Annotated in this window: 23 protein-coding genes; 9 read left to right on the forward strand and 14 right to left on the reverse strand. The window is 69.4% G+C overall.

From position 1 onward, the window contains the following. Positions 1 to 62: 62 nt before the first annotated feature. The 3 genes from NG1_RS22855 to NG1_RS22865 form a co-directional block, all read right to left on the reverse strand. Complete coding sequence (locus NG1_RS22855; protein ID WP_040867843.1) at positions 63 to 365, reverse strand: DUF4333 domain-containing protein; 303 nt, start codon at positions 363 to 365, stop codon at positions 63 to 65. 156 nt (positions 366 to 521) lie between these two features. Next, the gene (locus tag NG1_RS22860; protein WP_062973943.1) at positions 522 to 3194 is read right to left on the reverse strand and encodes a bifunctional acetate--CoA ligase family protein/GNAT family N-acetyltransferase; all 2673 of its coding nucleotides are present in this window, start codon (positions 3192 to 3194) and stop codon (positions 522 to 524) included. Further along, entirely contained in the window at positions 3187 to 4458 is a 1272-nt protein-coding gene (locus NG1_RS22865) for an acetoin utilization protein AcuC (RefSeq protein WP_062973945.1), read from the reverse strand. Before NG1_RS22865 ends, NG1_RS22860 begins: the two co-directional genes overlap by 8 nt. 207 nt (positions 4459 to 4665) lie before the next feature. Here NG1_RS22865 and NG1_RS22870 point away from each other — a divergent pair, with 207 nt between their 5' ends. After that, a complete protein-coding gene (locus NG1_RS22870; protein WP_062973947.1) occupies positions 4666 to 5352 on the forward strand; it encodes an iron-dependent transcriptional repressor DtxR in 687 nt (228 codons plus the stop codon). 3 nt (positions 5353 to 5355) lie between these two features. Continuing rightward, positions 5356 to 6336, forward strand: a complete 981-nt coding sequence (galE, locus tag NG1_RS22875) for a UDP-glucose 4-epimerase GalE (protein WP_062973949.1) — start codon at positions 5356 to 5358, stop codon at positions 6334 to 6336. A gap of 182 nt (positions 6337 to 6518) precedes the next feature. On the opposite strand, the gene NG1_RS22880 is transcribed toward galE, so the two are convergent. Further along, a complete protein-coding gene (locus NG1_RS22880) occupies positions 6519 to 7598 on the reverse strand; it encodes a DUF4192 domain-containing protein (protein WP_062973951.1) in 1080 nt (359 codons plus the stop codon). A 447-nt stretch (positions 7599 to 8045) separates the two neighbouring features. Then, a complete protein-coding gene (locus NG1_RS22885) occupies positions 8046 to 8750 on the reverse strand; it encodes a DUF5642 family protein (RefSeq protein WP_245660005.1) in 705 nt (234 codons plus the stop codon). Positions 8751 to 9027: 277 nt separating this feature from the next. Here NG1_RS22885 and NG1_RS22890 point away from each other — a divergent pair, with 277 nt between their 5' ends. From NG1_RS22890 to speD, 4 genes are all read left to right on the forward strand, one after another. Then, positions 9028 to 9972 (forward strand): PAC2 family protein, encoded by a 945-nt coding sequence (locus NG1_RS22890; RefSeq protein ID WP_040867985.1) that lies wholly within the window; start codon positions 9028 to 9030, stop codon positions 9970 to 9972. A gap of 69 nt (positions 9973 to 10041) precedes the next feature. Continuing rightward, positions 10042 to 12540, forward strand: a complete 2499-nt coding sequence (locus NG1_RS22895; RefSeq protein ID WP_062973953.1) for a DEAD/DEAH box helicase — start codon at positions 10042 to 10044, stop codon at positions 12538 to 12540. A 163-nt stretch (positions 12541 to 12703) separates the two neighbouring features. Continuing rightward, complete coding sequence (locus tag NG1_RS22900) at positions 12704 to 13819, forward strand: type III PLP-dependent enzyme (RefSeq protein WP_062973955.1); 1116 nt, start codon at positions 12704 to 12706, stop codon at positions 13817 to 13819. Between the two features lie 8 nt (positions 13820 to 13827). Next, complete coding sequence (gene speD / locus NG1_RS22905) at positions 13828 to 15030, forward strand: adenosylmethionine decarboxylase (protein WP_062973957.1); 1203 nt, start codon at positions 13828 to 13830, stop codon at positions 15028 to 15030. A gap of 315 nt (positions 15031 to 15345) precedes the next feature. Here speD and NG1_RS22910 read toward each other — a convergent pair whose 3' ends face one another. The 5 genes from NG1_RS22910 to NG1_RS22930 all read right to left on the reverse strand — a co-directional run bounded on the left by NG1_RS22910 (position 15346) and on the right by NG1_RS22930 (position 18463). After that, positions 15346 to 15552 (reverse strand): tautomerase family protein, encoded by a 207-nt coding sequence (locus NG1_RS22910; RefSeq protein WP_062973959.1) that lies wholly within the window; start codon positions 15550 to 15552, stop codon positions 15346 to 15348. A gap of 1 nt (position 15553) precedes the next feature. Next, a complete protein-coding gene (locus NG1_RS22915; RefSeq protein ID WP_062973961.1) occupies positions 15554 to 16288 on the reverse strand; it encodes an SDR family NAD(P)-dependent oxidoreductase in 735 nt (244 codons plus the stop codon). Between the two features lie 76 nt (positions 16289 to 16364). Continuing rightward, positions 16365 to 16955, reverse strand: a complete 591-nt coding sequence (locus NG1_RS22920; protein WP_063910406.1) for a TetR/AcrR family transcriptional regulator — start codon at positions 16953 to 16955, stop codon at positions 16365 to 16367. Positions 16956 to 17010: 55 nt separating this feature from the next. Next, the gene (locus tag NG1_RS22925) at positions 17011 to 17505 is read right to left on the reverse strand and encodes a gamma-glutamylcyclotransferase family protein (RefSeq protein ID WP_210750152.1); all 495 of its coding nucleotides are present in this window, start codon (positions 17503 to 17505) and stop codon (positions 17011 to 17013) included. Between the two features lie 49 nt (positions 17506 to 17554). Beyond that, positions 17555 to 18463: a hydrogen peroxide-inducible genes activator gene (locus tag NG1_RS22930; RefSeq protein ID WP_062973964.1), complete on the reverse strand. Its 909-nt coding sequence runs from the start codon at positions 18461 to 18463 to the stop codon at positions 17555 to 17557. A 177-nt stretch (positions 18464 to 18640) separates the two neighbouring features. Here NG1_RS22930 and NG1_RS22935 point away from each other — a divergent pair, with 177 nt between their 5' ends. From NG1_RS22935 to NG1_RS22945, 3 genes are all read left to right on the forward strand, one after another. Then, on the forward strand, positions 18641 to 19228 hold the full coding sequence (locus tag NG1_RS22935; RefSeq protein ID WP_040867866.1) for a peroxiredoxin: 588 nt from the start codon (positions 18641 to 18643) through the stop codon (positions 19226 to 19228). A 97-nt stretch (positions 19229 to 19325) separates the two neighbouring features. After that, positions 19326 to 19865, forward strand: a complete 540-nt coding sequence (locus NG1_RS22940) for an alkyl hydroperoxide reductase (RefSeq protein WP_062973966.1) — start codon at positions 19326 to 19328, stop codon at positions 19863 to 19865. Positions 19866 to 19972: 107 nt separating this feature from the next. Next, the gene (locus NG1_RS22945) at positions 19973 to 20647 is read left to right on the forward strand and encodes a PhzF family phenazine biosynthesis protein (protein WP_062973968.1); all 675 of its coding nucleotides are present in this window, start codon (positions 19973 to 19975) and stop codon (positions 20645 to 20647) included. 7 nt (positions 20648 to 20654) lie between these two features. Here NG1_RS22945 and NG1_RS22950 read toward each other — a convergent pair whose 3' ends face one another. The 4 genes from NG1_RS22950 to NG1_RS22965 all read right to left on the reverse strand — a co-directional run bounded on the left by NG1_RS22950 (position 20655) and on the right by NG1_RS22965 (position 24461). Beyond that, complete coding sequence (locus NG1_RS22950) at positions 20655 to 21389, reverse strand: anti-sigma factor (protein WP_062973970.1); 735 nt, start codon at positions 21387 to 21389, stop codon at positions 20655 to 20657. Continuing rightward, positions 21382 to 22068: an ECF RNA polymerase sigma factor SigK gene (gene sigK / locus NG1_RS22955; RefSeq protein WP_245660006.1), complete on the reverse strand. Its 687-nt coding sequence runs from the start codon at positions 22066 to 22068 to the stop codon at positions 21382 to 21384. Before sigK ends, NG1_RS22950 begins: the two co-directional genes overlap by 8 nt. Before the next feature lie 63 nt (positions 22069 to 22131). After that, positions 22132 to 22815: a DUF5134 domain-containing protein gene (locus NG1_RS22960; protein ID WP_062973974.1), complete on the reverse strand. Its 684-nt coding sequence runs from the start codon at positions 22813 to 22815 to the stop codon at positions 22132 to 22134. A gap of 416 nt (positions 22816 to 23231) precedes the next feature. Further along, positions 23232 to 24461 (reverse strand): aminotransferase family protein, encoded by a 1230-nt coding sequence (locus tag NG1_RS22965; protein WP_062973976.1) that lies wholly within the window; start codon positions 24459 to 24461, stop codon positions 23232 to 23234. Positions 24462 to 24669 lie beyond the last annotated feature (208 nt).

Here is a 24669-nt window from a genome sequence, read left to right on the forward strand (position 1 = left end):
CCGCCGGGTGTCGCGCGAGCCGGTCGGCGGTGTCGTACTTCCCCCACGTCGGTCCGGTGGGCTCAGCTCTGATCCACCGCGATGTCGTACTTCACGGTGTCACCGTCGACCGAGGTCACCGTCAGCATCACACCGAGGGTGTCCCCGCCCGCGGTCAGCGTGCAGCGCATGGTCGTTCCTTCCTTGCCGGTGAGATCGCCGGGGCAATCGATGGCGTCGGGTTCCTGCCCGACCTTCTCGGTGAGCGAATCCTTCACCGACCTCTCCAGATCGGCCTCTTCGACTTTCGGCGTACCGATGCTGACCGAACACGCGGTCAGCGCCGTCACGAGCAACGACAACAGGGCAAGGCTGCGAATCTTCATGGCGAGCTGGGCCTTTCTCAGGACGAATATGGCATCCCCAAATCGCCGTGCGAGGGATCGTCCGTTATCGGACATCCCGCTTGTGACTTGTGCGAGCCGACGTCTCAGCCGCGCCACTCCCCCCCGGGACAGCTCACCCCGGGTGGCTCGTCCTGCTCAGCCGAGCCGGCGCGGACCGGTATCGAAACGACTCGGCTCCGGGCCGATACGGCCGCGCGCGTAGAGGATCTCCGCCGAGGTCGGTGAGGCCAGCACCGGGTCGAAGGACAGTTCCCGCATCTCCGGCAGATCGTCGAACAGGGCCGAAATGCGCTGGGCCAACTCGGCCAATGCTGCTTTGTCCACGCGCGGGCTCGCGGGAGTGCCCGACAGCAGAGGTGCGGCCCGCGGCGCGTCGATCAGGGCCGTGGCCTCGTCGGCGGTCAATGGCAGCGCCCGATAGGCGCGGTCGCCGAGCAGTTCGATGATCAGGCCGGACAAGCCGAACTCGATCACCGAGCCGAACGAGGGATCGTCCTGCACGCGCAGAATGCAGCCGACGCCCTTCGTGGCCATCTTCTGGATGTGCAGTACGGGATCACCGCACAACTCCGCCAGATCCGCGTATCCCTGCCGCACCGCTTCCGGTCGCCACAGATCGAGCCGGACGCCCGTGAGATCCGGCCTGCGCCGCCACAATTCACCGGTCGCCTTGGCCGCCACCGGATAGCCGAGTTCCTCGGCGGCCGCCACCGCCTCCTCGGCGCTGCGTACCTCACGGAATGGCACAACCGAAATGCCGTAGCAGGCCAGCAGTTCCACCGTCTCCAGATCGGTGAGCCGCCGACCGCCCGACCCGGCCATCCAGTCGGCCACCAATCGGCGCGCGCGGTCGGTGTCGATGCCCTGCGGCCGCACCACCGGCGACACGGGCCTGGTCCGCCACTCGGCGTATCGCCGCACCCGCGCCAGGGCCCGCGCGGCGCGCTCGGGATCGGGATACGACGGGATCGACCCGTGCGCCGCCGTCGCGCCCGGACCGCGCACGGCGAGCAGGTTCGGGATTCCTTGCTCGGCGACGAACGTCGTGAGAATCGGTTTGCCCGACTCGGGCACCGCGGCCGCCGCCGCCCGGATCGCATCGGCGAAACCGGCGGTCGGCAGCGGCACCGGGGGTGCGAAAACCACGATCACGGCGTCTGTCTCATCCGACCGCAGGGCCGCGACCAGTGCGTCCAGGTACGCGCCCGGCGTGGCCTGCGGGCCGAGGTTGACCGGCTCGCCGACCTGCAGGCCCTCGCCCCGCGCCGCGTCGACGGCCAGCCAGTTGAGGGCCGTGCTGTTGCCGACGACCGCCAGACGCGAGCCGCGCGGCAGCGGCTGATAGCCCAGCAGCGCGGCGCAGTCGAACAGTTCGGAGATCGAGTCGACTTGGACGATGCCCGCTTGCGCGAACAGATCCCGCACGATCGAACGGTCCATGTCCCCCGCGGGCTGCGCGACCGAGCGGCCGCTGCTCACGGCGACGATCGGTTTGGTGCGGGCCACCCGGCGCGCGATCCGGGAGAACTTGCGCGGATTGCCGAAGCTCTCCAGATACAGCAGCACCACATCGGTGGCCGGGTCGCTGTCCCAGTACTGCAGTAGGTCGTTGCCCGAGACGTCGGCGCGGTTGCCCGCCGACACGAACGTCGACAAGCCGAGATTGCGCGCGGCCGCCTCGCCCAGGATGGCCGCGCCCAACGGGCCGGACTGGCAGAAGAATCCGATCCGTCCGCGCCCGGGCAACACCGTGGCGAGGGTCGCGTTCATGCCGACCGCCGGGTCGGTGTTCGCGATGCCGAGGGCGCTCGGCCCGACTACGCGCATGCCGTGACCGCGGGCCGCTGCCACGAGTTCGCGTTCGGCTGCCAGACCCCCTTCGCCGGTCTCGGCGAAACCCGCGGTCAGCACCACGAGACCCTTGACCCCCTTGGCCATGCAGTCGTCGAGCACCGATCCGATCGCCGCGGGCGGCACGGCGACCACGGCGAGATCGACCTCGTCGGGGATTTCCCGGACCGTGGCGTACGCCCGCACCCCGCGCACCGATCTGCGGTTCGGGTTCACTGGGAACACCGGTCCTTGGAATACACCCGACAGCAGGTTCGCCAGCACCGCACCGCCGACTCGCCCAGGCGCGGGGGTTGCCCCGATCACGGCGACCGACCGCGGCGCGAGCAGATTGCCCACGCTGCGCGCCTCCGAAGCGCGTTCGCGCGAATCGCGTACCGAGAGGAGCGCTTCGCTGGGGTCGATGGCGAACTCGAGGTGCAGGACCGATCCGTCCCTGCTGCGCTCGACCTGATAGCCCGCGTCGCGGAAAACCGTTACCATCACGGTGTTCTCGGCGAGCACCTCGGCGACGAAGGTCTCGATCTTGTTCTCGGCGGCGGCACCCGCCAGATGCTCCAGCAGGATCGAGCCCAGCCCGCGTCCCTGATGCCCGTCGGCTACCACGAACGCGACTTCCGCCGCCCGGGGCCCGTCCCGCTCCAGCAGTTCGTAGCGGCCCACCGCGACGATCGCCTCGCCCAGTTCGAGAACCAGCCCGACCCGGTCGTGATAGTCGACATGCGTGGTGCGGTACAGGTCTTTCGGCGAGATCCGCGGGTAGGGGCCGAAATACCGCAGGTACCTGGTTCGATCCGACAGTGCGCTGTGGAACTCCTGCAGCCGCTCGGCGTCGCCGGGAGTGATCGGGCGCAGTCGGACGACGCCGCCGTCGGAGGCCAGCACGTCGGCGAACCAGTGCTGCGGCGGCGGGGGCGGGGTGGCGGGAGCGTCCGAGGTATCGGGGAAATCAGTCACGAGGGTCCTCCGGGTCCAGACCTAGCAACCCGAAAGTCGCTCGGCGGGTGGCCAGCACTGCCATGTCGACGGCACGTTGGGCACGGTCGGCCCGCGCGTCACCGGTCTCACCGGTGCCGCCGGGGCCGTCCCACGGACGGTAGGCGACGTCGCCGCCGTCGCCCATGGTGCGCGGCGGTTCCACCCGCGGCGCCGCCGCGCGGATCGAGTCGACCCAGTCCTGCGGAATCGGCGTCGCCGGGTCGACGGTGCGGTCCAACGCGGTGGCCAGCAAGTGGGTCCACGCCCGCGGCACCACCCGGACCAGGCCGTATCCGCCACCGCCGACGGCCAGCCATCGTCCTTCGGCATAACGGTCGGCGAGCTCGCGCATGGCGCGGAAGGCCGCGCGCTGCCCGTCGACGGTGAGTTCCAAATCGGCCAGCGGGTCTTCGCGATGTGTGTCCACCCCGCACTGGCTGACCACGATCTGCGGACCGAACGCCGCCACCGCGCCGGGAACCACCGCGTGGAAACCACGCAGCCACTGCGCATCCCGCGTGCCGGGCAACAGCGGCAGATTGATCGAGGTGCCTTCCGCCGCACCCGCCCCGGTCTCCTCCGGCCAACCGGTGTTGGGCCACAAGGTGGCCGGATGCTGGTGCAGCGAGATGGTCAGCACCCGGGGGTCGGCGTAGAAGGCACGCTGCACGCCGTCGCCGTGGTGCACGTCCACGTCGATGTAGGCGATCCGGTCGAAACCGTGATCCAGCAGCCAGGAGATGGCCACCGCCGGGTCGTTGTACACGCAGAAGCCGGCCGCCGAGTCGGGCATCGCGTGATGCATGCCACCGCCGATGCTCACCGCCCGTTTGGTACGGCCCTCGGCGATCTCCCTGGCCGCGGCCAGGGTGCCGCCGACGATCGTGGACGCGGCCTCGTGCATACGCGGAAACACCGGATTGTCCGGGGAACCGAGCCCGTAGGGCGGCGCGGCCGGCGAACCGACCGGCGGCACGGCGCGTTCGACCGCGTCTAGGTAGTCGGGCGTGTGGATCCGCAGCAGATCCGGACGTCCGGCGGTGGCGGGTTCGAGCAGCTCGACACCCTCGAGCAATCCGAGACTTCCGGCCAGCGCCATGGTGAACTTCAGGCGCGCCGGCTGCATCGGATGCTCCGGAGTCCAGGTGTAATCCAGGAACCGCTCGCTCCAGACGACGGTTCCGGACCGGCTCGTCCCGGGTGAGGTCGGCGCCTGAGGTTCGCCGCGCGGTGCAGTGGCCATGATCGCAACGCTAGCGGGAAGCAAGGAACCCCGCGAAACGTTCCTATGCAGTACAAATACAAGAAAGACGCTCATGGCCGCCTGCCGTGCGCCGATCGGGTTGCCGCAATGCCGCCGGAATGTCGTACGCGGCGTGGAGCGACACGATCCGGCACACGGGGGTGCCGTCGTGCGTGGGTAGAATTCGTGCCGACGAAGGGGTAACAGGTGAAGGATCTGGTCGACACCACGGAGATGTATCTCCGTACCATCTACGACCTCGAGGAGGAGGGCGTGGTGCCCCTGCGCGCCCGGATCGCCGAGCGCCTCGAACAGAGTGGTCCCACCGTGAGCCAGACCGTCGCGCGGATGGAACGCGACGGTTTGCTGCTGGTTGCCGGAGACCGTCATCTCGAGCTGACCGACAAGGGGCGCAGCATGGCCGTCGCGGTCATGCGCAAGCACCGGCTGGCCGAACGGCTGCTCGTCGACATCATCGGCCTCGACTGGCAGAACGTGCACGCGGAGGCCTGTCGCTGGGAGCACGTGATGAGCGAAGACGTCGAGCGCCGCCTGGTCGAGGTGCTCAACCACCCCACCACCTCCCCGTACGGCAACCCCATCCCCGGCCTGGACGAGCTGGGCATCATTCCGCCCGCCTCCGCCGACGAGACGCTGCTGCGCCTGTCCGATCTGCCGCCCGGCCAGTTGCACGCCGTCGTCGTGCGCAGGCTCGCCGAGCACATCCAGACCGACCCGGAGGTCATCGGCCGGCTGCGCGAGGCGGGCGTGGTGCCCGACGCGCGCGTCACGGTGGAGACGAAGCAGGGGTCGGTGGTCATCACCGTGCCCGGCCACGACGGCTTCGAACTGCCCGACGAGATGGCGCACGCCGTCCAGGTGAAGCTGGCCTGAGACGTGAAACTTCTCGTCACAGGTGGCGCGGGCTACGTCGGCGGCGTCTGCGCCCAGGTCCTGCTGGAAGCCGGCCACGACGTGGTCGTGGTCGATGATCTGTCCACCGGCAATGCCGACGGCGTCCCTTCCGCTGCCCGGTTCGTCGAGGGTGACGTCGCGGTCGCCGCGCCCCGGCTCGTGGCCGCCGAACCCTTCGACGGAGTCCTGCATTTCGCGGCGCAGTCGCTGGTCGGCGAGTCGGTGCAGCAGCCGGAGAAATACTGGCACGGCAATGTGGTGAAGACGTTCGAACTGCTGGAGGCCATGCGGCGCGCGGGAACGCCGCGGCTGGTCTTCTCCTCCACCGCGGCGGTCTACGGGGAACCGGAGCAGGTCCCCATCACCGAGGACGCTCCGACCCGCCCGACCAATCCGTACGGCGCGTCGAAGCTGGCCATCGACCACGCCATCACCTCCTACGCGGTCGCGCACGGGCTGGCGGCGACCAGCCTGCGATACTTCAATGTGGCCGGCGCCTACGGTGGCCTCGGCGAGAACCGGGTGGTGGAAACGCATCTCATCCCCCTGGTATTGCAGGTCGCGGCGGGGCATCGCAAGGCGATCTCGGTCTTCGGCACCGATTGGCCCACCCCTGACGGCACCGCTGTCCGCGATTACATCCACATCCGCGACCTCGCTCAGGCACATCTGCTGGCTTTGGCGACCGCCGAAGCGGGGACCCATCGGATCTACAACCTCGGCAGCGGCACCGGATTCTCCGTTCGCGAGGTGATCTCGGCCTGTGAGCGCGTCACCGGCCTGCCGATCACCGCGCAGGACGCGCCCCGCCGCCCGGGCGACCCGGCGACGCTCATCGCGTCCAGCGACCGTGCCGTGGCCGAGCTCGGCTGGCGTCCCGAACACAATGATCTCGACGAGATCGTCACCGACGCCTGGGCTTTCCTCCAGTCGCTCGGCCCCCGCGCGCACAGCGCGAAATAGCCGCTCCCCCACCGCCCGGGCCGGGCCGGCGCCGGCTCGGGCTATCACGATCGTGCCGAAGCCCGGTCCGCTGTAAAGCCGCGCATGCGGACGAAGCACCGCGGAGTCGTCGGAACACTTCGGCGCCCGGCTCACCGGACTACGCGTCGCGGACTCGTCGACCACAAGTGGGACAACGGGTTTCACGATGTCGGCGCGCCCAGGTCGATGCCGAGACCGGCGGCGGTTCGGTAGCCACTATGCGCCAGCCTGCGCAACTGTTCCGGGCGCATGCCCAGGCGCAGCGAGGTATCGAGCAGCATCGCCATCGGGTGTCCGGGGTCCGCCTCCAACGCGGCTTCCAACGCGATGCCCGCCAACGGTCCGTCGCCACGGACGTAGGCGCTGTAGCCGAGCAGAGCGGCGGCCTCGGCGCGATCGGCGCCGGACAGCGCGCGGGTCAGCGCGGCCCACACCGCCTCTGCCGCGTCGGCGTTGTCACCGACGGCCAAGGCGAACATCGAATCCCGCACTGCCCTATCGCGCAGGGCTGCCGCTATTTTCGCGAGCTCGGGCGCCATCAGCGCGGCGCCCGAGGCGGTGTTGGCGATCTGCCACAGCACATGGTCGAGCGCTTGCCTGCTGTATCCGATCGGATCGCCGCGACGCGCGGCCCGCGCATAGCGTTCACGGGCGCGTGCGAGCGCGTCCGGTAGATGCGCGGCCACCTCGGCGTGGGCGAGGGGGTCCCGCGCCACCAGTGCGGTGAGTTCGGAACGCGAACCGCGGATCGGCCTGCCGTCCAGCACGTGGGTCAGCGTCACCAGCGAGGCCGCCGGATCCCGGAGCACCCCGTGCCGCTGCGGCCCCGCCAACGTCCACCAGCGCTGCCCGGCGGCGATCGCACGCACCGCCCACACTCCGCCGAGCGAGATGTCGCACGCCGCCAACCTCCTGCCGAGCGAGCCGACCAGCACATCGAACCGTCCGGTCGCGCAGCCCGGCCGGTCGGCGCCCGCCCCCGGTTCCACGGCGCGTTCGTCCACGACGACGGCCAGGACTTCGGCCGCCTCGTCGTGCGCGCAGATCCGCGCGACCGCCGCCGCCAATGTCGCGCCCCGGACCCGCCGCCCGCTGGGCGAGTCCAGATCGAACCGCACCACCGCGTCGACTATCGCACCACCCGCAGTCCCGTGCCGAAGGACGAGCACGACCACCGACCGTTCCGGGGTGAAGCCCAGCATGGCGGGCACACCGGCGATCAACTCCGCCGGGTCGTCCACGCGCACAACGTGATCGGGCGTAGCCCGGAACGGCGGAGGTTCATCACGGCATCGGGCATCGCCCGCCGCGCCACCGGGGTTCCATGCGCTTGTTCCGCTCTGCGCGGTATGCGAATAGGAGTGCGGCGCAACCATGGCGGCGGGAGAGACGCACACCTCGGCCTCGGAGGAAACGCCGGAGGGCGACGAACGGTGACTGCCGGTTCCCGGTCGGAAGGTGTCGTCCTCGCCCGCACAGCCGGCATCGACCGGTTCGGGAGCGGGAAACGGGGTCGCGGAATTGGTCATGCTTCGACCATGCGGCCCGGGCGTCTCCGGCCCGCGCCGCCGACCTGGCGATTTCGCCGCCCTGGGGATTTCGCTTCACACTGTGCACGACTCGACCGGGACGACGGACGTATCGCAATTCGTGTCGGTGGCGCCTGCTACGGTGCCGCCCTCTGTCCGCTATCTCTCGCGCGCTTTGCGCACCGCGGTGGCGAACAGCGCATTCAATGCCGCGGTATCCGGTTCGTCATCGGCGAAGGACATATACGTCACCGAGACACGCACATCTCCGGTCTGCGCGACGTGGCTGCGCATGGACTGGATCAGCCGGGTGCCTCCCGCCTCGGGCCGCACGGTCCTGCGCAGCGAAAGGGCGTCGTCGGCGTCGATCGGCGGTGGCGAAGCCTGCTCGGTGGTCACCGTCGTGGCGGCGCCCGCTCGCTGCACCCGCACCGATCCGCATTGCTCCAGCCGGGCGCGCAATGCCGTCAACGGTTCGCCGGTGCGCGTCAATTCGACGGTCAGCGTGGCACGCGTGGCGTCGTCCGTGCCGACCGCCATGGCGGTGTGCTCGGGGCCGAAGTCCTGATCCGGCGGCGCACAGCGGCTGGGCTGGACATTCGCACCGCGGCCCATGCCGTCCAGATCGCCCGCCGCTTGGGCCACGGCTTCCTGCGGCAGCACCACCGCCGTATAGGGCGGGGGGAACTGGTGCGCATCCGGCAACAGCGTCGGTAGTTCGGCGCTCACGTGCCGAGTCACCGTGGCGGGCACCGACGAGACCGGGCGCCCCGGTACCGTCGACCCGCACCCTGCGAGCAGCACCGCGCAGACGACGGGCGCCACCCAGCCCGGCCGCATGCGCCTCGAATCCGCCACGGTCACACCCCCACTGTGCCAAACTCCTGGTGTCCAGCCGGCGATGCCACGCCGCCGGGCCGGGAATGCGCGAGCCACCGATGCTGTTGCCTCGGAGTACGGGTCGGTGTTCGGCCGTGCGCGGTGACCGCCACGACATGGGGGACAATGGACAGCGGTCCCCGGTCCGGACGACTGCTCGTCTCGCACCACCAGCAAGGGTGGCGAACGATCGGGCAGGCAACCACACTGGCGCGTGAGGTACGCGCCCGGGCCGCAGGAGCCGCGCAGGAAGGAGTACGCGATGGACTACGAGTCGCGAATGTACGAACTGGAGTTCCCCGCTCCGCAGCTGTCGTCCGCCGACGGCGCGGGCCCGGTCCTGGTGCACGGGCTGGAGGGTTTCACCGACGCCGGGCACGCGGTACGGCTGGCGACCACGCACCTGCGCGAGAGCCTCGAAAGCGAACTGGTCGCCTCGTTCGACGTGGACGAGCTGCTGGACTATCGGTCGCGCCGTCCGCTCATGACGTTCAAGACCGATCATTTCTCCGATTACGCCGAGCCGGAACTCAACCTCTGGGCTCTGCGGGACACCGCGGGCACCCCGTTCCTGTTGCTCGCGGGCCTGGAACCGGACCTACGCTGGGAGAAGTTCACCACCGCGGTGCGACTGCTCGCCGAACAGCTCGGCGTGCGCCGCAGCATCGGTCTCAGCGCCATCCCGATGGCCATTCCGCATACCCGCCCACTCGGCGTGACCGCGCATTCCTCCGATCGCGACCTGATCTCCGACCATCAGCGGTGGCCCGGCGAGTTGCAGGTGCCGGGCAGCGCGTCGTCGCTGCTGGAATTCCGCATGGCGCAGCACGGGCACGAGTCGGTCGGCTTCTCCGTGCACGTGCCGCACTACCTGGCGCAGACCGCCTACCCGGAGGCCGCGCAGACGCTGCTGGAGAACGTCGCCGACAACGCGGGCCTGGAGTTCCCGCTGGCCGCGCTCGGCGAGGCCGCCGCCCGGGTGCGTGAACAGGTCAACGAGCACATCGCGGGCAACGCCGAGGTGGAGACCGTCGTGCACGCCCTGGAACGGCAGTACGACAGCTTCGTCACCGCCCAGGAGCGGCAGTCGAGCCTGCTGGTCGGCGACGGCGAGTTGCCGAGCGGCGACGAACTGGGCGCAGAGTTCGAGCGGTTCCTCGCCGAGCAGAGCCGCGACAAGGGCGAGGACGAGGGCGAGCAGGACTGAGCGCCGCGGCGGCCGGGTCCCTGTCGCCCCTGCACGGCCGCCCGCCGGCGAGGCCGTAGGGTGGTCGGAGTGGATCTGACCGAACTGCTCGACATCCCGGGGACCGACGCCGACGCGCTCTACGAGTCGTTCGGAACGTGGGCCGCCGAGCAGGGCACCCCGCTCTACCCGGCGCAGGACGAGGCGCTGCTCGAGCTGGCATCCGGATCCAACGTCATCCTCGCCACCCCAACCGGTTCCGGGAAATCGCTCGTCGCGGTCGGCGCACATCTCTTCGCCCTCACCCAGGGGCTGCGCACCTACTACACCGCCCCGATCAAGGCGCTGGTGAGCGAGAAATTCTTCGCTCTCTGCGAGGTGTTCGGCGCCGAACGCGTCGGCATGGTCACCGGCGATGCCGCGGTGAATCCGGAGGCGCCGATCATCTGCGCGACCGCGGAGATCCTGGCCAACCTGGCGCTGCGCGAGGGCGCGGACGCCGCGATCGGCCAAGTCGTGATGGACGAGTTCCACTTCTATTCCGACCCCGACCGGGGGTGGGCCTGGCAGGTTCCGTTGCTGGAACTGCCCCGCGCCCAGTTCCTGCTCATGTCGGCCACGCTCGGCGAGGTCGACTTCTTCGCCCGCGACCTGGAGCGCCGGACCGGCCGCTCCACCGCGATCGTCGCGGGTACCGAGCGCCCGGTGCCGCTGAGCTTCTCCTACGCCCGCACCCCGATCACCGAGACCCTCGAGGAACTGGTCACCACCCACCAGGCCCCGGTGTACGTCGTGCACTTCACCCAGGCCGCCGCACTGGAGCGCGCGCAGGCGCTGACCAGCGTGAATTTCGCGACGCGCGCCGAGAAGGACGCGATCGCCGGCGCGCTGGGCGAGTTCCGGTTCGCCGCGGGCTTCGGCAAGACCCTGTCGCGGCTGATCCGGCACGGCATCGGCGTGCATCACGCGGGCATGCTGCCGAAGTACCGCCGCCTGGTGGAACGTCTGGCCCAGGACGGTCTGCTGAAGGTGGTGTGCGGCACCGACACCCTCGGTGTCGGCATCAACGTGCCCATCCGCACCGTGCTGCTCACCGGGCTGACCAAGTTCGACGGCGTGCGCACCCGCAGGCTCAAGGCGCGGGAGTTCCATCAGATCGCGGGCCGTGCGGGCCGGGCCGGTTACGACACCATGGGCACCGTGGTCGTGCAGGCTCCCGAACACGAGGTGGAGAACACCCGGTTGCTGGCCAAGGCGGGCGACGATCCCAAGAAACAGCGCAAGGTGCAGCGACGCAAACCGCCGGAAGGCTTCGTGTCCTGGAGCGAGGAGACCTTCGACCGCTTGGTGGCCGCGCAGCCCGAGCCGATGGTGTCGCGTTTCACGGTGACCAACGCCATGCTGCTGAACGTGATCGCCAGACCGGGCAACTGCTTCACCGCCATGCGTCACCTGCTCGAGGACAACCACGAGCCGCGTCCCGCCCAGCGCAGGCACATCCTGCGCGCCATCCGGCTGTATCGTGCGCTGCGCGACGCCGGGGTGGTGCAGCAGCTGCCGGAGCCGGACGCCCACGGCCGCCGAGCCCGCCTCACCGTCGACCTGCAGCGCGATTTCGCCCTCGACCAGCCGCTGTCGCCGTTCGCGCTGGCCGCGCTCGACCTGCTGGACAAACAGTCTCCGAGTTATACCCTCGACGTGGTGTCGCTCATCGAATCCACCTTGGAGGATCCGCGCCAGCTGCTGATGGCCCAGCAGCACAAGGCTCGCGGCGAGGCCATCGCGGAAATGAAGGCCGACGGCATCGACTACGACGAGCGGATGGAACTGCTCGAAGAGGTGACCTGGCCCAAACCGCTGGCCGAGTTGATCGAACCGGCGTACGAGACCTATCGCGCAGGCCACCCGTGGGTGTCGGAATTCGCGCCCGCACCCAAGTCGGTGGTGCGCGACATGATCGAACGCGCCATGACCTTCGCGGAGCTGATCTCCTTCTACGAGCTGGCCCGCTCCGAGGGCGTTGTGCTGCGCTACCTCGCCGACGCCTATCGCGCGCTGCGGCGGACCGTGCCCGAGTCGGCGCGCACCGAGGAACTCGACGACATCACCGAATGGCTCGGAGAACTTGTGCGCCAAGTGGATTCGAGCCTGCTCGACGAGTGGGAGCAACTGACCAACCCGGGCGCGGAGACCGACGCCGACCAGCTCGCCTTCGGCGCGGAAACGGTGCGCCCGATCACCGCCAACGAGCGCGCCTTCCGGGTCATGGTCCGGAACGCGATGTTCCGCCGCGTCGAACTGGCCGCACTGCGACGCTGGGACGAACTGGCCGAACTGAGCCCCGGACCGGACTGGGCCGAGGCGCTCGCGGACTACTACGCGGAGTACGAGCGGATCGGCACGGGCCCCGACGCCCGAGGTCCGCAACTGTTCCAAGTGGAACGAAGACCCGGATTCTGGCGGGTGCGCCAGGTGTTGGACGACCCGGCGGGAGAGCACGGCTGGTCGATCGACGCGGTGGTCGATCTCGCCGAGTCCGACGCCGCGGGCGAAGTCGTCTTCGACGACGTCACCGTGTCCGCCGGCTGAGCCCGCATCACCCCTCGGTCCCATGTCCATGCAGGTCAGCAGCTCCGTCGCGCCAGGAGGACGGGGGTGCGCGACCATGTGGCGAACCCAGGTTTCGACGGATTCGTTTCTGGGTACGGGCCGCTGATACTCTCTCCCCCGCTGCCCAAGCGAAAGATCAACTATGCCCGAATCGCCCTACCTTGTCATCCATCCCGAGCGTGTCCGCCAGAATTACCGCGCGCTCGATGCCGCGCTGTCCGCGGACACGGGCGCCACGACGAGGATCCGTTTCGCCGTGAAAGCGAGCCCGGTGCCGGCGATCGTGCGCCTGCTCGACGAGGAGGGCGCGGAATTCGATGTCGCCAGCATCGGCGAGATCGACCTCTGCCTCGGGCTGGGGGTGGCGCCGCAGCGGTTGTGCTACGGCAACCCGATCAAGAAGGCCGCGCATATCGCCCGGGCCTACGCCTCGGGCGTGCGCCGCTTCGCCTTCGACACCGAGGACGACCTGCTGCGCATAGCCGAGCACGCGCCCGGCTCCGAGGTGGAGTGCCGGTTCCTCGCCTCAGCACCGGAGTCGCGCACCCCGTTCGGCACGAAGTTCGGTTGCAGCCCGGGTGAGGCGTTGCGGCTGCTGGTCCGAGCCCGCGACCTCGGGCTCGTGGTCGCGGGGCCGTACTTCCACGTCGGCTCCCAGCAACTGGACCCCGCCGCCTGGCGGATCGGCATCGAGCAGGCGGGCCGGATCGCCGAGGCGCTGGCCGACAAGGACATCGCGGTCGGTTCGGTGAACATCGGCGGCGGGTTGCCGATTTCCTACGCCGACCCCGCGCCCGGGCTGGGCGAGATTGCCGCTGTGGTCAAGCACGCCGCAGCCGAATTCCTTTCCGGGGACACCGGATTGGTCGTCGAACCGGGCCGGGCACTGGTCGGTTCGGCGGGCACGATTCACGCCGAGGTCGTCGGCGTCCGCACCGCGCCGGACGGGCGGCGCTGGGTGTATCTCGACATCGGCCGCTACAACGGAATGGCCGAGACGGAGAACGAGTACATCGCCTACCGGTTCGTCACCGACCGGGACGGCGACCCCGTCGACGAGGCGGTGGTGGCCGGTCCGACCTGCGACGGCGACGATGTACTGTATCAACGCACGCGAGTCCTCCTACCGACCACGTTGCGAGCCGGTGATCGCGTTCGAATCCTCGACACCGGTGCCTATACCGCGAGCTATTCGTCGGTGTCATTCAATGGTTTTCCGCCCTTGACCGTTCATGTCTCGGGCGCTGAGCGAGAGTGAGTTTGCCCATGACGGCGGAATTCACCGGTTGGCATGTGCTGGCCGAGTTCGGTGGTGTCGACGCAGACCTCTGCGACGATCTCGAACGACTCGAATCGGCGTTGCGTGAGTCTCTGATCGCGGCGGGCGTCACCATCTGCGATGTCGTACACAAGAAGTTCGAACCGCAGGGGGTGACCGTCCTCGCGCTGTTGTCGGAGTCCCACGCCTCGATTCACACTTATCCGGAGTCCGGCGACATCTTCGTCGACGTGTTCACCTGCGGCAGCATCGGCGCGGGCGCGTCGAAAGCGGTCGAGCTACTGCGGGACGCGTTGGCTCCCAAGGATGTTCGCATGCAGGTCATCCGCAGGGGACACGGCAGCCAGCGGATCGAGGAACCGGTGGGCGCGGGCCTGACCCGCATCTGGGACCTGCACGAGGTGATCGTCGACACCCACACCCCGTTCCAGCACATGGTCATCGCGCGGACCGAGCAGGGCATCAGCCTGTTCTCCGACGACGACCGGCAGTCCACCGAGTTCTCCCAGCTCACCTACCACGAAGCGATGATGGTCCCCGCCTTCGTGCTGGCCGAGAAGCTGGACAAAGTGCTGATCATCGGCTCCGGCGAGGGTGTCGCCAGTCAGATGTCGGTCGCCGCGGGCGCCACCCACGTCGACCACGTCGACATCGACCAGCTCGAGGTGGAGCTGTGCGCCCGGCACCTGCCCTACGGCTACTCCGGCGACGAGCTGGCCGCCGCCGTCGAGGGCGATGGACCGATCAAGGTGCATTACGCCGACGGCTGGGACTTCCTGGCCACGGCCGCGCAGGCGGGCACCCGCTACGACGTCATCGTGATCGACCTGCCGGACGAGCGCGTCGAGGACGCGCAGCACAACCGGCTCTACGAGGCGGAGTTCCTGTCCCGATGTCGTGCGTTGCTCGCGCCCGGTGGGGTGCTGTGCGCCCAGGCCGGCTGCGCGACCATGTGGCGCAACGAGACGCTGAAGCGGTCCTGGGAGCGTTTCCACGAGCAGTTCGGCACCGTCGTGCACTACGGCAGCGACGAGCACGAGTGGTCGTTCCTGTTCGGGCTGGTGGACACGGTCGACGATCCGGTCGGCGGGATGACCGATCGCCTGGCGCGGTTGCCCTACCGGCCCGAGACCATCGACGCGCGGGCGCTGGTGCGCGGCGCGATCGAACCGCACGCGCTGCGGGTCTAGGCGAAGGCACCCGAATGCGCCGGTTCCGTACCGGCGCATTCGGCGTTCGGTAACAGGTCAGAGTGGCGCCGGCTCCGCGGGCGGTGCACCGCCGTCGCTCTGGGCTCCTCGCCGCGAGCTCGGTCGGGAAAAACCACGCCTGTGCCTGCGGCCAGGCCCAGCCGAGCACCGAGGGCCCGAGCAGGAATCCGGCGATCATGATGGTGACCACCTGCACCGGGCCCGCCGCCGCAGCAGCGGCCACGAGTTCGGGCGCCATCGCTCGCACGCGGCGTGATGACGCCCGAACTGTTTGTCCGGCAGGGAATTCGCGGTTCAGGAGCGCTGCTGCTCGCGCCACCGCTCGACGTCGACCCCGCCGACACCCCAATTCGACAGGGCGACTTCATCGATCACGACATAGGTGCTCGCGGGCGCCTTGCCGAGCACGTCGTACAGCAGATCGGTGACGCCCTCGATCAGCCGCGCCTTCTGTTCGCGGGTCACGCCTTCGTCGGTGACCTTGATGTTCACGTACGGCATTTCAGGCCGCCCTTCCAGCGATGAACCCGCCGTCGACGGGGAGGATGTGTCCGGTGGTGAATTCCGCATCGGCGAGATACAGCACCGCGGCCGTCGTTTCGGCGACTTCGCCGATGCGGTTGAGCAGTGCGAGCCCGGCGGAGGCCGGTTCGTCGCCGTCGCCGAACAGCGGCGTGCGGATGATGCCGGGGGCGACCGCGTTGACCCGGATGCCGTCGGCGGCGAGTTCGGCGGCCAGACTGGTGGTCAGCGCGTGCACGCCGCCCTTGCTGACCAGGGCCGCCGTGGCGGGCAGCCCGGCGAGGGCATGGTCGATCAGCACGGTGCCGATATTGACGATGCTGCCGCCTCTCGCTTGCGTCAGGAATCGCCGCACCACGGCCTGCGTGGTGAAGTAGGTGCCTTTGAGGTTTCCGTTCAGATAGCCGTCCAGGTCTCCCTCGGTGACCTCCACGAACGGTTTGGCTCCGAAGATGCCCGCGTTGTTGACCAGCACGTCCACGCCGCCGAACCGCTCGACGGCGACGCCGACCAAGGTCGCTCCGGTGGCGGCCGCGCCGATATCGCCCGCCACCGTGGCCGCTCGCTCCGGCGCGCCGAGTGCGGCGGCCACCTGCGTCAGCTTCGCCTCGTCTCGCCCGTTGAGCACGACGTTGTCGCCGCGTTCCACGAATGCCCGTGCGATATCGCGGCCGATCCCACTGGAGGAACCGGTCACGATGACCGTCTTCGCCATCGCTTGCCCTTTCGTATATACGACCGGTCGTCTTCGAACGGTTGGCCGAAGACGCCGGATGAGTGTGATGCCCTGATCAGGGCAGGAAGTAGTCGCCGAGCAGGCGATCCAGGCACTTGCGCAGCGGGCCGAGGGTGCGATCGATCTTCATCCTGATCACCGCCCCCTCCCAGGATTCGAGCAGCAGATCCGCCAGTTCGCCCGCCTCGATGTCGGCGCGGATCATGCCCAGGCGCTGCCCCTGCGCGAGTTGCTCGGCGATACGGTCGCGCCACGCGGCCCATGCCTTCGACAGCGATTCCCGCAGCAGCTCACTGCCTTCCAGTTCGCCGCCCAGATTCGCGATGAGGCAGCCGCCGGTGAAATCGGACGCGACGAAGTCGTCCATCAGCCGCCCGAAGAACGCCCGCAAACCGCTCACCGGGTCCGGCGCGCCGGCGAACGCCTCGGTCAGGTTGCGTTGGACACAGAGGGAGTGGTGCTCGATGATCGCGCGCCCGAAACTCTCCTTGCTGTCGAAGTAGTTGTAGAACGAACCCTTCGGCACCCCGACACGGTCGAGGATCTGTTTGATCCCGGTGCCGTGATAGCCGCTGGTCAGGAAACCCGCGGCACCCTCTTCGACCAGAAGCCGCCGAGTGTCTTCGCTGCGCCGTGGTCGTGCCATGCGTTGAATATACGACCGGTCGTCTTGGAATGGCAAGAGACGGCGTCCGTGCGCCTCACGCCGAGGGCCCCGCCCATCCCTGCCCGGCCGGATCCGGGAAACTCGCCGGATCTCGGCGCCACCGCGCGGAGCGAACGGCGAAATGCGCGAGATGCTCGGCGGCGAACCGCTCCCGCTGCCAGTCGGCCGGATCCGCCGCCACCGTCCAGACATAGGTCCACACCGGAACATTCCGGTGCTCGACGCGCACTCGGCGCAGGTCGTACTCGTCGTCCTCGAACGCGTCGAGGATCGTCCACTCCGCCGCGGTCAGACCGCTCAGCACCGCACCACGGGTGCGGCCGAGGGGTGCAGCGACCAGTCCCGGGTAGATCCGCCGCGGCAGCGCGGCGGCGCGCCAACCGGTCAGCTCGGCCGGTTCGCTCGGCGGGACTCGCCCGAGCAGCGTCTCCAGCACTTCGGGAAACTGCAGCGTGCCGTAGACGAACAGCGCGTCATCCCGCCCGGACAGGCGGCCCAGCCGCCCGTCGCCCCGCGCCGCCGATACCACCTCGCGCCTCCTCTCACCCTGGCTCGACGCGCTCGCACAAGCTGCGCGGCTACATCGGCCGCTGAGCGCGGACGATGGCGGCCAGATATTCGTAATCATCGGCCCGGGCAGTGGAAGTACGGAAGACAAGGCCGATGGTACGGCCGGGGGCGGGGGCGCCGAAGTGCGCGACATCCAATGTGCCGCGCGCGGTTTCCGTCGCGACGGCCATCTGCGGGATCAGCGTCACGCCGAGTCCACCGGCGACGCACTGCACCACCGTGGACAGGGACGCGGCCCGGGTGTCACCGACGGCGGCCGGGTGCACATCGGCCGAGCGGCAGGCCTCCAATGTCTGATCGCGCAGGCAGTGCCCCTCGTCCAGCAGCAGCAGCGGCTGGGCGTCCAGCACCGCCGCCGCGAGATCGGTGCGCCCGGCCAGCTCGTGACCGCGCGGCGTGACCAGCACGAATTCCTCGGTGTAGAGCGGGATCTCGACCAGGCCGGGCATCTCGGTTGGCACCGCCAGCAGCGCGACGTCCAGCACGCCGGTGCGCAGGCCGTCCAGCAACCGTGCGGTCTGGTCCTCGACGATCTGCGGACGCAGCTCGGGTAGCCGCTTGCGCAGTTCCGGCAGCAACCCGGGCAGCACATAGGGGGCGACCGTCGGGATGATGCCCATCCGCAGCGTGCCGCCGAGTCCGTCGCCGGTGGCCGAGGCGACGAAGCGGTCGGCGGCCTCCAGCGTCGCCATCGCCTTGGGCAGCAAGCGCATCCCCGCGGCGGTCACCAGCACGCGGCGGGTGCTCCGTTCGATCAGCTGGAGCCCGAGCCCGTGTTCCAGAGCGGCGAGCGCCTGCGATAACGTGGGCTGACTCACACCGAGGCGCGCGGCCGCGGTGCCGAAATGGCGGTATTCCGCAATCGCCACGAACGCACGCAGCTGTGACAGGGTGGGCTGATAAGTCTGATCAGTCACGCCTATCAGTGTAGTGCGACTGATCACCTTTACCTTTTACGCACCCTTGGGCAAGATCGCCGGTGAGCATTTCCACCGGCGGTGTGAGTGCCGGTCCGAGGCGGTGGCTCGTGGAACCGCAACGGCCCCGCAATACCGCAGAACACAGTTGGCAACCAACCTGACGAGGAGACGAGCATGGCCCTGCTGACCATCGGCGACCAATTCCCGGCATACAACCTCACCGCGGTCATCGGCGGTGATCTGTCGAAGGTCGACGCTCAGCAGCCTGACGACTACTTCACCCGGATCACCAGCGACGACCACGCGGGCAAGTGGCGGATCGTCTTCTTCTGGCCCAAGGACTTCACCTTCGTGTGCCCGACCGAGATCGCCGCGTTCGGCAAGCTCAACGACGAATTCGAGGACCGGGACGCGCAGGTGCTCGGCGCCTCGGTGGACAACGAGTTCGTGCACTTCCAGTGGCGCGCTCAGCACGAGGATCTCAAGACCCTCCCCTTCCCCATGCTCTCGGACCTCAAGCGTGAACTGGCCACCGCCACCGGCGTGCTCAACGCCGACGGCGTCGCCGACCGCGCCACCTTCATCATCGACCCGAACAACGAGATCCAGTTCGTCTCCGTCACCGCGGGTTCCGTGGGCCGCAACGTCGACGAGGTGCTGCGCGTGCTGGACGCTTTGCAGTCCGACGAGCTGTGCGCCTGCAACTGGAAGAAGGGCGATCCGACCATCAACGCCGGCGAACTTCTGGCCGCCAGCGTCTGAAATACCCCTTCGCACCCGGGATTTCGGGTACGCCCCCACATCATCGAGAAACGACCCGGTCCCCGTGCGGGACCGCATCGAGTAGAGGAATCGCCGAATGAGCATTGAGAACCTGAAGAACTCCCTTCCCGAGTACGCCAAGGACCTCAAGCTCAACTTGTCATCCATCGCGCGCACCACCGTGCTGAACGAGCAGCAGCTGTGGGGCACCCTGCTGGCGTCGGCGGCCGCGACCCGGTCGACGACCACGCTGCGCGAGATCGCCGAGGAAGCCGCCGACGTGCTGTCGGCGGAGGCGTACAACGCCGCACTCGGGGCCGCCTCGATCATGGGCATGAACAACGTGTTCTATCGGGGCAAGGCGTTCCTCGGCGGCCGCTACGACGACCTGCGGGCGGGACTGCGCATGCAGATCATCGGTACGCCCGGCGTCGACAAGGCCGACTTCGAGCTCTGGTCGTTCGCGGTCTCCTCGATCAACGGCTGCGCGCACTGCCTCGAGGCGCACGAGCACACTCTGCGCGAAGCCGGCGTCTCGCGCGAAGTGATCTTCGAATCGCTGCGCGCCGCCGCCATCGTGGCCGGTGTCGGCCAGGCGGTGCAATCGACCGAGGCGCTCAGCACGGCCGCGATCTGATTTCGCTCGAAAAGAGGCCCCTGTCCTGCGACGGGGGCCTCTTTCGCGTTCCCGATGTGGTCCGGCCGACAGCCCTCGGCGGGGGCACACGGGTAGGCTCGTCGAGCATGAGCACACAGGTTGATGTGGTGCGAGTGTTCACCGACGCGGCCGGGCGCTTCGGCAACGAGCTGGGTATCGCGCGGGCGGCCGACGTCGCCGCGGCCGATCGGCAGGCGCTGGCGGCCAAAGCCGGCTACAGCGAGACCGTGGTGGTCGAGGAGCCGGTCGACGGCACGGTCGCGGTGCGGATCTACACCCCCACGGTGGAGCTCCCGTTCGCGGGACACCCCTCGGTGGGGACCGCGTGGTGGTTCGCGTCCCAGGGCATCCCCGTGCGGACCCTGGCTGTGCCCGCGGGCCCGGTGGCGGTGGAACTCACCGAGGGATTGACCTGGATCACCGCTCGCGGCGAATGGGCTCCGCCGTTCACCTTCCATCAGCTGGAGGACCCAGAGGTGCTGGCCACCCTGCGTCCGGAGGAGTTTCCCGGCGGCCCGCACTACCTGTGGGCGTGGACCGACGAACATCGCGCCGTCCTGCGCTCGCGTATGTTCGCGCCGACCATGGGGATCTCCGAGGACGAGGCGACCGGAGCGGCGGCCGTCGCGTTGACGGCTTTGCTGCGCAAAGGCCTGGTCATCACCCAGGGCAAAGGCTCGCAATTGTTCACCCGGTGGGACTCCGACGGGTGGGTGCACCTGGGCGGCCGAGTCGTCGGCGACCAACCGGTGGAGATCTAGACCCCGCTCAGGGCAGCGTCACGCCCACGATCGGATCGCCGCTCGGTACGTCGGAGCCACCGTCGGGTTCGACGCTCACCGCGAGGACCTCGCCGGAGCGGAAACCGGTGACGAACGGCCGATCGGTCGAGGGCAGGTCGCTCAGCACCCCGACCGAGCGGGCTTGCCCATCAGAGCCGACCAACCACATCTGATACACCCGACCCGAAGGCGGCGGCGCGACCCGGTCGAACACGACGACCGCGCGCCCGAGTTCGGGCGAGGCGTCCACGACGAGCACACCGCCACCGGCGAACGAGCCGTTCACCGTCCGCACACCCGGGTGCACCTGCACCTGGTCGGCAGCGGCCGGATCGGACGGCGAGCCGATGAACTGCGCGGTCAGCACACTTGCGCCGAACACCAGGCTCGCGACGGCCGCGATCGGCACAGCCCAGCGCAGCGGCCGCCGCCGCCACGCCGAGAGGCGCGTGACGGAGGGCCCGGGGGGCTCCTCGGGCAGCGCGGCCAGGATGCGGCGTTCCAGCTCCGGCGGCGGCGCGAACTCGTCGAGCACGGCGAGCCGCCCCATGACGTCGCGCACCTGCCAGACGGTGTCGGAGAATGCCCGCCGCACGTCCGGGTCCGCGGCCGCGAGGCGGGCATCGATATGCCTGCGCTCGATATCGGCGACCGCGTCCAGCGCGCACGGGTAGGCGAGGTCGATGAGATCGGCCTCCGACCGTGGCGAGGCGTCAACCATCGGTGCGTTCCCCGGACAAACACTTCTCCAATCTCTTCAGCCCGTCGCGGATGCGGGTCTTGATCGTGGGCAACGGCACCGAGAGGTGATCGGCGACCTCCCGATAGGTCCACCCGCTGTAATACGCCAGCGCGATCGCCTCACGCTGGGTGGGGGTCAGGTTCTGCAGGCAGCCTGCCACCTGTTGCTCTTCGATGCGCTGGGTGACCGATTCCGCGACGACGTCGTGGGCGCGGCCCAGATGCTCGTGCGCGTAGACCAGGTCCCGGCTGGTGGCCGAACTCTCCGCGCGGACCCGATCCACCGATCGGCGATGGGCGAGCATCATCAGCCAGCCGACCGGACTGGCGAGCGAGGCGTCGTAGCGGTCGGCCATCGACCACACCTGGAGGTAGACCTCCTGGGTCACTTCCTCGGCGGCGGCGTGACTGCGCAGGATCCGCACGGTCAGACCGAACACCCGCGGGCTGGTGAGCTGATAGAACTCGGTGAACGCGGCACGATCGCCGGTGCCGGTGGCGGCGAGCAACGCCGCGAGCTCACGGTTCGCCCGGGTGGCCTGGGTTCGGTCGTAGCCGGTCGGCAGCGGGCACGCGAGCGCCGGGCCATCGGCATCCTCTCTCGCGCGTGCCGCGGCGCCCGATCGGTGGGGTGAAGCAGAACCGTGTTCGTTGCTCATCGCCGAATCCCGTGCCTGCATGCACAGGGGTTCGGTATGCGGGTGGACCCGGATTGGTCGCGGTCACCGAATGATTACGGCCACCAGCATATAAGCGGTGCCGGCGTCCATCACCACGTGCGGCACCGCCGCCCACGGTTTCGCGGGTCCGGTGAGGGCGGCGACGCAACCGCCGGAACGCGCGAGCAACCTCAGCGGGCCCGACGGCCGCGCATGCGCCCAGCCGGTGCAGGCGGCGACCGCGACCAGGAGTGCGTCGAGGAGGAACAGCGCGGCGAGACCGAGCGCGGGGCCGACGGCCGGGCCGCCTGCGTGGCCGGAGGCGGTGTGACCGGACATCGCGTAGAGCATCGCCGCGGCGGCGGCGATGTGGTAGCCGAGCGGGACCGCGCGGTCGATCGGCAGCGCCCGCCCCCGGGTGGCGTGCTCCGCGGCGCGCAGCATCAACAGTCCGGCGAAGACCACGGCCATCGCCGTCAGCACACCGCGCAACGCGTGCGGGCTCGCGCCCGAGGGGAACACCAGCATGCCGAGCATGACCAGGCACATCACCAGATGGGCAGCGTCGGACTCGGCGTGCCCGGCCGCGGCATCCCGGGCGGCGGACGAATCCGGCGACGCGTCGACGGGATCGGCGGACGGCACCGCAGGCGCCGTCACCCGCGCCAGCACGATCACCGCGGCGATCACGAACGCCGCCACCGCCGCCCACCGCAACGCGGCATACTCCTGCACGAACTCCGCCACACCCCACCACCTCTCAGCACGGCGACCACGGTCGTCGCCCTCCCATGCTCGCATCCCGAAGTGGTGGAGGTGCACCTTTTCGATTCGCCCACATCGCTGATCGGCCGCCGCTGCGGCAATCGAGCAGCATTTCCGCACCGAGAGCGATACTTCCGGCAGCGCACGGCCGAGACAGACTGTGCCGCAGTCCGTTACGGCGACGAGATGAGGCGATCACTTCGAGTCACGGAGTCGCCCCGCCCGGCGAACAGGAGCTCGCATGCACCAGGACCAGGGGCGGCGCGAGCGCGCCCGACCACCCGCGATGATGGACTCATGTCCGACCAGACCGCCGTCCCGATCCGCACAGCGTGTTCATGACCCGCGCGCTCTGAGATCGGGTCCGATGCGAGGCTCCGATCACCGACGCGGGCGAATCACACATCGTTCAACGCGCGGGTGAATCCGTCGACGAGTTCGGCGATCCGGTCGTCGGTCATGATGAAGGCCGGAGAGATCTGCATGGCCCCCTGCCCCGCGGCGCGACTGGATATCCCGTGCGCACGCAGCGTCTTCACCAGCGGCAACCCTTCGGCGGGGTCCGCCAGCTGGATGGCCGCGACGGCGCCGAACCCGCTGCGCACCTCGGCGACCCTGGGATGTCCGGCGAGCACCGACAGCTGCTCGTGCAGGCTCGCCTCCACGCGCAGGGCGGCCTCGAGCAGGCCTTCGCGCTCGATGATGTCGAGATTCGCCAGCGCGGCGGCCGCCGCGCCCGCGTGGCCGCCGTAGGTGTAGCCGTGCCGCCACCAGACGCCGCCGCCGAAGAACGGCTCCGCCACGCGCGGGGCGGCGAAGACCGCGCCCATCGGGACATACCCGGAGGTCAGTCCCTTCGCGGTGGTCATCAGGTCGGGTTCGAGCCCGAACCGGGACGAGGCGAACCACGCTCCGCCGATGCGGCCGAACCCGGTCACCACCTCGTCGGCGACGAACAGGATGTCGTAGTCGCGGCAGATGCGCCGGACTTCGGCGAGGTAGCCCGCAGGCGGCGGATACACACCGCCCGCGCCGATGACCGGTTCGCAGAAGAACGCGGCGATCCGTTCGGCGCCGACCTCCTCGATCAGCGCGAGCAGGGCTTTCGCGTCGTCCCACTCGACGGTCCGCGCCGCGGGCATCAGCTCGCCGTAGCCCTCCCGATTGCCGGAAAGGCCCGCCAGCGCCGTACCCGCCACGTGCATGCCGTGATAGGCCATTCGCCGCCCGACCACGATCGTCTTGCCCGGCTGCCCGAGTTCGTGCCAGTAGCGGCGGGCGAGTTTGGTCGCGGTGTCGACGGAGTCGGAGCCGCCCGAGGTGAAGAAGATCTTGCTGCCCGGCACCGGGGCGAGGCCGGCGAGCCGCTCGGCGAGTTCCTGGGTGGCGGGCTCGGTGATGTCGCCGAAATTGGAGTAGTGCGCGATCGTGCGCAGCTGGGCGGCCACCGCGTCGGCGATCTCGCCGCGCCCGTGGCCCACGTTGGCGAACCACAGGCCCGCGGTCGCGTCGAGGTACCGATTGCCCGCCCGGTCGAAGACGTAGACGCCGTCTCCGCGAGCGACCACGAACGCTCCGTCCCGCTCGACGGCGCCCATGTCGGCAAAGCCATGCCATAGCGCGTTCATGTCTCCACCTTTACCGGTTCCCGGGTCGTGGTCCACTCCCTGCAGTCAGGGCGCCGTGCACAGCGCCGGACGGCGCTGATCCGGGATGCGCGGCAGCACGTCGACCGTGACGAGCGACCACCGGCGACGCCGGGCCCGCATCCTCGGTCCTCGTCCGGTCCCGCGTATCGGCGCAGGTCACCGGCCGGGACGGGGCTTCGGCGTCCAC

The sequence above is a fragment of the Nocardia gamkensis NBRC 108242 genome (genome assembly GCF_001612985.1).
GTDB classification, from domain to species: domain Bacteria; phylum Actinomycetota; class Actinomycetes; order Mycobacteriales; family Mycobacteriaceae; genus Nocardia; species Nocardia gamkensis.

Coding starts and splice junctions, on each gene's coding strand:
- sigK (WP_245660006.1), bottom strand. CDS start 22,068: ATGAGCAACGAACACGGTTCTGCTTCACCCCACCGATCGGGCGCCGCG.
- NG1_RS22940 (WP_062973966.1), top strand. CDS start 19,326: ATGAGCATTGAGAACCTGAAGAACTCCCTTCCCGAGTACGCCAAGGAC.
- NG1_RS22920 (WP_063910406.1), bottom strand. CDS start 16,955: ATGGCACGACCACGGCGCAGCGAAGACACTCGGCGGCTTCTGGTCGAA.
- NG1_RS22910 (WP_062973959.1), bottom strand. CDS start 15,552: ATGCCGTACGTGAACATCAAGGTCACCGACGAAGGCGTGACCCGCGAA.
- speD (WP_062973957.1), top strand. CDS start 13,828: ATGACGGCGGAATTCACCGGTTGGCATGTGCTGGCCGAGTTCGGTGGT.
- NG1_RS22950 (WP_062973970.1), bottom strand. CDS start 21,389: ATGGTTGACGCCTCGCCACGGTCGGAGGCCGATCTCATCGACCTCGCC.
- NG1_RS22945 (WP_062973968.1), top strand. CDS start 19,973: ATGAGCACACAGGTTGATGTGGTGCGAGTGTTCACCGACGCGGCCGGG.
- NG1_RS22965 (WP_062973976.1), bottom strand. CDS start 24,461: ATGAACGCGCTATGGCATGGCTTTGCCGACATGGGCGCCGTCGAGCGG.
- NG1_RS22865 (WP_062973945.1), bottom strand. CDS start 4,458: ATGGCCACTGCACCGCGCGGCGAACCTCAGGCGCCGACCTCACCCGGG.
- NG1_RS22890 (WP_040867985.1), top strand. CDS start 9,028: ATGGACTACGAGTCGCGAATGTACGAACTGGAGTTCCCCGCTCCGCAG.
- NG1_RS22900 (WP_062973955.1), top strand. CDS start 12,704: ATGCCCGAATCGCCCTACCTTGTCATCCATCCCGAGCGTGTCCGCCAG.
- NG1_RS22915 (WP_062973961.1), bottom strand. CDS start 16,288: ATGGCGAAGACGGTCATCGTGACCGGTTCCTCCAGTGGGATCGGCCGC.
- NG1_RS22935 (WP_040867866.1), top strand. CDS start 18,641: ATGGCCCTGCTGACCATCGGCGACCAATTCCCGGCATACAACCTCACC.
- NG1_RS22855 (WP_040867843.1), bottom strand. CDS start 365: ATGAAGATTCGCAGCCTTGCCCTGTTGTCGTTGCTCGTGACGGCGCTG.